This window comes from Devosia sp., assembly GCF_041917035.1.
GTDB lineage: Bacteria > Pseudomonadota > Alphaproteobacteria > Rhizobiales > Devosiaceae > Devosia_A.
In genome coordinates this window covers 1-6,398 of the sequence record NZ_JAYRYM010000215.1, presented here as the reverse complement: position 1 = coordinate 6,398, position 6,398 = coordinate 1, and the positions used below count along the sequence as shown (strand labels likewise).

The window sequence follows — 6,398 nt, the reverse complement described above, 5'->3', positions numbered from 1 at the left end:
TCGGCACGGTGCCGAACGTGCTGGTCGTCCACCCCGCCTTCGAGGCGAAGTCGGTCGCCGACCTCATCCGCATGGCGAAGGAGAAGCCGGGCTTCTACCACTACGCCTCGGCCGGCAACGGCACGCTGAACCACCTGGTCGGCGAGATGCTGAAGTCGCGGGCGGGGATCGACCTGAAGCACATCCCCTATCGCGGCATCGCGCCGGCCCTCTCCGACGTCATCGCCGGCCACGTGCCGATCAGCTTCGCCAATCTTCCCGCCGCCATCAGCCAGATCCAGGCGGGAACGGTGCGCGCCCTCGGCGTCTCGACGCTGAAGCGCAACAGCTTTGTCCCGCAGGTGCCGACCATCGCCGAGACCGTGCCGGGCTTCGACGCCGAGCTGTGGATCGCCATCTACGCTATCGCTGGCACGCCGCAGCCGATCATCGACAAGCTGGTCGCCGCCACCCATCGCGCCCTGGCGGCGCCGGAGATCAAGGCGAAGTTCGCCCAGCAAGGCGCGGAGGTCGTCACCTCCACCCCGGCGGAACTCGCCGCGAAGCTTGAGGCCGACCTGAAGGTGTGGGCGGAGATCGTGAAAGCGTCCGGCGCCCGCATCGAGTGAGCGGTCGTCCCGGCTGAAACACTCCGGCCCTTGTCGCCGTATCGACGCTGGGGGAACCGGGAGACGGACGATGGGCGGCACGCCGCAACGCCTTGTGGTAGGGCTTGCGGCGGCAGGCCTTGTCGCCGTCACGGCCGGTGCCGCGATGGCGGCGGGGCCGGTCCTCGCGGCGGCCGCTGTGATCGGCTCGCTCGCCGGGTTCGCCCTCTATCACGCGGCCTTCGGCTTCACCGGGGCGTGGCGGCGGGTGCTGACCGACGGGCGGAGCGCCGGAGCACGGGCGCAACTGGTCATGATCGGCGCGGCGGCGCTTGCCAGCTATCCGCTGCTCGGCTGGGCGGAGACGTCTGGGGCGCCGCTCTATGGCTTCGTCAACCCGATCGGTGTGCCGCTGGCGCTCGGCGCCTTTCTCTTCGGCATCGGCATGCAGCTCGGAGGCGGCTGCGGCTCGGGGACACTGTTCGTCGCTGGAAGTGGGAGCACGCGGATGCTGGCGACACTCGCGGCCTTCATCGCGGGATCGGTGGTCGCGGTGCTGCACTTCCCGGTCTGGATCACCTGGCCGGCGCTGCCCGGCGTCTCCGTGATCTCGACGCTCGGCTGGCTGCCGGGGCTCTCCCTGCTGATCCTCGCTCTGGCCACCGCGCATCTGTTGCTCCAGCACAGGGAACGGACCCGGCATGGCGCGGCGACGACGATCGGCGGGCTTGGATGGCCCTCCCCGGCGCTCGTCCTGCGGGGGCCGTGGACGCTGGCGGCGGGCGCGCTGGCGCTGGCCGGGGTCAGCCTCGCCACCCTGCTGGTGACAGGCGCGCCCTGGGGCATCACCTCGGCCTTCGCGCTCTGGGGTTCGAAGATCGCCGCGCTCGCAGGAGCGTCGCCCGCCTCCTGGCCCTACTGGGCGTCAGACCCGGCCATCGGCGCGTCGCTGCTGGCGGACCGCACCTCGGTCATGGATTTCGGACTGATGCTCGGGGCTCTAGCCGCGGCGGGGCTCGCGGGGCGCTTCCGGCCGGGGCCCTGGCCCGCAATGCGATCGCTGCTGGCGGCCGTCCTCGGAGGCCTGCTCATGGGCTATGGCGCCCGGCTGTCGACCGGCTGCAACATCGGCGCCTTCGTCTCCGGCACCCTCTCGGGGAGCCTGCACGGACCGCTCTGGCTGCTGTTTGCACTTCCCGGTAACTGGATAGGGGTCAAGCTGCGCCCCCGGTTCGACCTCGAGGCATGACGTCATGACGCATCCCCTCTTCCCCACGCGCCGCCTCGCCGTCTGCGGACTGCTGGCATCGGCCCTGCCCGCCGGAGCCCAGCCGACCCGGCGGCGCCTGCCCGACACCGAGACCACGCAGGCCGCAGGGCTCTCGGCCTGGCTGACGGAGCCGACACGGCGCTACGCCCATGCGGTTCTCGGCGACGCCATCGAGGCCGGCGGCTTCGCCGTCGAGCTGGGCGGGCGGCCGTTCCACCTCACCCTGCCGGAGGAGGCGGTGTTCGAGGATCGGCGCGTGAGGCTGGAGGACATCGACGGCGACGGCCGCCCCGAGGCGATCATCGTGAAGTCCTATCTCAGGCGTGGATCGGCGCTCGCCGCCTACCGCATCGGCGACGACGGCATCACCCCGCTGGCGGAGAGCGAGGCGATCGGCACGGCGCACCGCTGGCTCAACCCGGTGGGGGTCGCCGACTTCACCGGCGAGGGGCGGCCGCTCGTCGCCGCCGTCATCACTCCGCATATCGCCGGATCGCTCAGGCTCTACCGGCTGCAGGGCAGCGCCCTCACCGAGGTCGCCCGCCTCGACGGCGTCACCAACCACGTCATCGGCTCGCGCGACCTCGACCTCGCGCGGATCACCGACATCGACGGCGACGGTCGCCCGGAGATCGTGATCCCGTCGCAGGACCGCATGGCTCTCACCGCTGTGAGCTTCACCGGAGGGCGCGGCCGGGTGGTGGCAAGGGCAGCCGTCCCCGGTCCGATCGTCCGGCTCGAGCCGATGAGCGGAAACCATGCCGTCATGCAGTTGCAGGACCGCAGCATCGCCGAAGTCGAGCTTCGCCGGCAGTGATGGGGCGCTTTTCCAAGCCGCCACGGGCACGGCCCGAGGGCCGTGAGACCCACGCGGTGGACCTGCGTCCCTGACACCGCTCAGTTGGTGATGCGGATGCCGGCGCGCTCGATGACCGGCTTCCAGCGGTCGCGCTCGCGCGCCACCATGGCCCTCACCTCGTCCGGGCTCGAACCGACGGCCTCGAAGCCGGCCCCCTTCAGCCGTTCGAGAGCGGCCGGATCCTTCAGCGCCGCAGCCGCGGCCCGATGGATATCAGCGACGGTCGCCCCCGGCACCGCCGCCGGCACCATCAGGACGAACCACGAGGACATCGACAGATAGGGCAGGCCCGCCTCCGCCGCCGTCGGCACGCCGGGCAGCATGTCGGCGCGCGAGGAACCAGTCTGGACGAGGGCGCGCAGGCCGCCCGAACGGACCTGGGCGGCGGCCAGGGGGATGGAGAAGAAGGAGCCGGCCGTCTGGCCGCGGGCGATGTCGCCGACGCCGTCGGCCACCGCGCGGTAGTGGACCGGCTCGCCCTTGAAGCCGGCGCTCTGGGCGAAGAGCTCGGCGGCGATATGCCCGGGGCTGGTGACGCCGAAGGTGGCGAGCAGCGTGCGGTCCGTCTTCTTCGCGGCCTCGATGAAGGCGGCGATCGAGGCAGGTCCCCCCTGGTCCGGTACGACGAAGGCGAAATGGGTGCGCGCCACCTCGGAGACATAGGTGAAGTCGCGCAGCGGATCGTAGGGAAGGGAGGCAAAGGCGAAGGGCGCGATGGCGACCGAGCCGACCTCGCCGAGGAGGACCGTCGCGCCGTCGGGGGCTGCGCGTGCGACGCGGGCGGAGGCCACCTGCCCACCGGCGCCGGGGACGTTCTCCACCACCACGTTTACATTGCCGGCGCGCTGCATGGCTTCGGCGAGGATGCGCGCGAGGGTGTCGGGGGCGGTGCCGCCGGCGAAGCCGACGACGAGGGTGATGCCACGCGCCCCCTGGGCGGCTGCCGGCATGATGCCGGCCACGATCAATGCTGCGGCAGCGGCGACGGCCGCCCGGAAACCTGTCCTCACGCGATCCTCCCTGCGGCTTTGTTGATGATGCGGCGGCCGCTCGCCGGAATTCGTGCTGGCGCTAGGCCAGTTCGTAGACGTCGAGCAGAACCCTGTCGGGCAGCCGCGTGCCGACGCAGACGAAGATCGACCGCATCAGCCAGAGATGGTCGGCGGAGGCCGTCTCGAAGCGCGGCACGGTGCGGAAATAGATCTGCGCGGCATCGACGGTCTCGCCGCGGCGCAGCCGCGCCACGAGATCGGGCGGGCCGCGGCGGATGCCGGTGTTCTCGACATAGATCCTCGCGCCCTCGCGGGTTTCGATCACGTAGCGGGCGTGGATGTCGGCAAGGCCGGGGTCGCGAATGGACTGGTAGTCGGTGCCGCCGGGCAGGACCTTGCCGGTCAGCCGCGGGCCGGTCACCTCGCCGCCGAGGATGGGGATGAGCCGACGCTCGCCGAGCGGGGTCTGGCCGACCTCGACGGCCGGCGCGACCTCGGCGGCGATCGAGAAGGCGGGCACGAGTGTCGGTGGGGGCATGGACATCTCCGGCGCTGGCCGAAACGAACCAATGCTGATGGTTATTGTCAATAACTATCGGGATGGCACGACCGCCGCGGCACCTTTCCAAACTGTCACGTGAACGGCCCCTGGCGCCGTGGTAGAAAGGCGCATGATCTCGGATTCCGCCTGACCATGCGCCGCTGGCCCCTTCTGCTCCTTCTCCTCGCCGCCCTCGGTGGCGCCGGCTGGTGGTTCGCCGGCCCGGGAACGCGCGCCGTCGCCGACCAGCCCGCCTGGCGCCTCGCAAAGGCCGACCGCGGCGATGTCATCGCGGCGGTCAACGCCACCGGCACGATCAACCCGATCTCGACGGTGGTGGTGGGGTCGCAGGTCTCGGGACAGGTGCTGGAGATCACCGCCGACCACAATTCGCAGGTGGAGGCCGGTCAGGTTCTCGCCCGCCTCGACCCGACGCAGGTGAAGGCCCGCCTCGACGGCGCCCGCGCCGACCTCGCCAATGTCCGCGCCGCGCGGCTGGTGCAGCTCGCCCAGATCGAGCAGGCCCGCTCCGAGATCGGCCGCGCCGAGGCCGTCCGCCTCGATGCGACGGCGAAGCTCGCCCAGGTGGAAGCCCAGCTCGGCGAGGCCGAGCGCAACTTCGCCCGCCAGCGCGAACTCGGGGCCCGCGGCACGGTCGCCCAGGCGGTGATCGACACCGCCAGGGCCAACGCCGAGAGCCAGCGCGCCGCCCGCGATTCCGCCCGCGCCCAGATCGCCTCGGCGGAAGCCTCCAAGCGTTCCATCGAGGCGGCGCTCAGGGTGGCCGAGGCCCAGACCGGCACGATCGAGGCGCAGATCGCCCAGCGCGAGGCCATGGTGCGGCAGATCGAGGTGGACCTCGCCAATACCGAGATCCGCTCGCCGGTGAAGGGCACGGTGGTGCAGCGCTCGGTCGAACTCGGCCAGACGGTCGCCGCCTCGCTGCAGGCGCCGACGCTCTTCCTCGTGGCGCAGGACCTGCGCTCCATGGAGATCTACGCCAATGTCGACGAGGCCGATGTCGGCCGCGTGCGCAACGGCCAGGCCGTGACCTTCACCGTCAACGCCTATCCCGGCCGCGACTTCCGCGGCGAGGTGAAGCTTGTCCGCCTCGGCTCGCAGACGGTGCAGAACGTCGTCATCTACACGGCGGTGATCTCGTTCCAGAACCCGCGCATGGAACTCCTGCCGGGCATGACCGCGACGCTCAGGATCATCACCGACCGGCGCGAGGGCGTGGTGCGGGTGCCCAATGCGGCGCTGCGCTGGCGGCCCGCCGGCACCCCGGCCGAGAGGCCCCAGGCGGCCGGCCCGGCGGCCAATCCCTTCGGTCCTCCGGCCATGGGCCGCGGCCCGGGCGGCGGGGGCGGCGGCCAGCAGCAGGGCGGACGCCAGATCGGCGAATTCGTCGAGACGCTGAAGACGGAGCTCGCCCTCGAGCCGGCGCAGCGCGAGCAGATCGACGCCATCGTCGCCGATGCCCGGCCGCAGTTCCGCGCGCTGATGGACCCCTCCATCGACCGCACGCAGCGCATCGAGCGCATCCGCACCATCCGCGCCGAGATGGGCCGCCGCATCGAGGCGGTGCTGACCGCCGACCAGCGCAAGAGCTTCGCCGACATCCGCGCCCGCTTCGACGGCTCGCGCGGCGCCGACGGCGGCCTTGCCGGCCGCGTCTTCGTGGCGGGCGCCGACGGCAGGCCGCAGCCGATCGCGGTGCGCACCGGCGTGACCGACGGCGCGACGACCGAGGTCATCTCCGGCGAGATCGAGCCGGGCCGCGAGGTCATCATCGGCACGGGCCAGGCGCCCGGCGGGTCGCCGGCCGGTCCGCGCGGCTTCCGGATGTTCTGATGCCGCTGATCGAGACGGCCGGCCTTGCCCGCCACTACACGCTCGGCGACCAGGTGGTCACGGCGCTGGCGGGCGTCTCCGTCGACGTGGCGGAGGGCGAGTTCGTCGCCGTCATGGGGCCGTCGGGCTCGGGCAAGTCGACCTTCATGAACCTCGTGGGATGCCTCGACCGGCCCACCGCCGGCCGCTACGTGCTCGACGGCGAGGAGGTCTCGGCCATGTCGGCCGATGCCCTGGCCGACGTGCGCAACCGCAAGATCGGCTTCGTCTTCCAGCAGTTCAACCTGCTCGACCG

At 71.8% G+C, this 6,398-nt stretch carries 7 protein-coding genes; 5 read left to right on the top strand and 2 right to left on the bottom strand.

Annotation, left to right across the window (positions count from 1 at the left end; all coding sequences use genetic code 11):
• The 3 genes from ACE3TU_RS17450 to ACE3TU_RS17440 all read left to right on the top strand — a co-directional run.
• A partial coding sequence (locus ACE3TU_RS17450) for a tripartite tricarboxylate transporter substrate-binding protein (RefSeq protein WP_374626502.1) occupies positions 1–608 on the top strand: 608 nt, incomplete at its 5' end.
• A gap of 70 nt (positions 609–678) precedes the next feature.
• Positions 679–1,836 (top strand): YeeE/YedE family protein, encoded by a 1,158-nt coding sequence (locus tag ACE3TU_RS17445; protein WP_374626500.1) that lies wholly within the window; start codon positions 679–681, stop codon positions 1,834–1,836.
• 4 nt (positions 1,837–1,840) lie between these two features.
• Positions 1,841–2,674, top strand: coding sequence for an FG-GAP repeat domain-containing protein (locus tag ACE3TU_RS17440; RefSeq protein WP_374626498.1), 834 nt, complete (start codon positions 1,841–1,843; stop codon positions 2,672–2,674).
• An 80-nt stretch (positions 2,675–2,754) separates the two neighbouring features.
• Here ACE3TU_RS17440 and ACE3TU_RS17435 read toward each other — a convergent pair whose 3' ends face one another.
• Positions 2,755–3,726, bottom strand: a complete 972-nt coding sequence (locus ACE3TU_RS17435) for a Bug family tripartite tricarboxylate transporter substrate binding protein (protein WP_374626496.1) — start codon at positions 3,724–3,726, stop codon at positions 2,755–2,757.
• Positions 3,727–3,787: 61 nt separating this feature from the next.
• Complete coding sequence (locus ACE3TU_RS17430) at positions 3,788–4,246, bottom strand: DUF3237 domain-containing protein (RefSeq protein WP_374626494.1); 459 nt, start codon at positions 4,244–4,246, stop codon at positions 3,788–3,790.
• Between the two features lie 156 nt (positions 4,247–4,402).
• Between ACE3TU_RS17430 and ACE3TU_RS17425 the strand changes: the two genes are divergently transcribed.
• Together ACE3TU_RS17425 and ACE3TU_RS17420 are read left to right on the top strand one after the other, a co-directional pair.
• Positions 4,403–6,103 (top strand): efflux RND transporter periplasmic adaptor subunit, encoded by a 1,701-nt coding sequence (locus tag ACE3TU_RS17425; RefSeq protein WP_374626492.1) that lies wholly within the window; start codon positions 4,403–4,405, stop codon positions 6,101–6,103.
• On the top strand, positions 6,103–6,398 hold a 296-nt coding region (locus ACE3TU_RS17420; protein ID WP_374626489.1), incomplete at its 3' end, for an ATP-binding cassette domain-containing protein. The genes ACE3TU_RS17425 and ACE3TU_RS17420, both read left to right, overlap by 1 nt.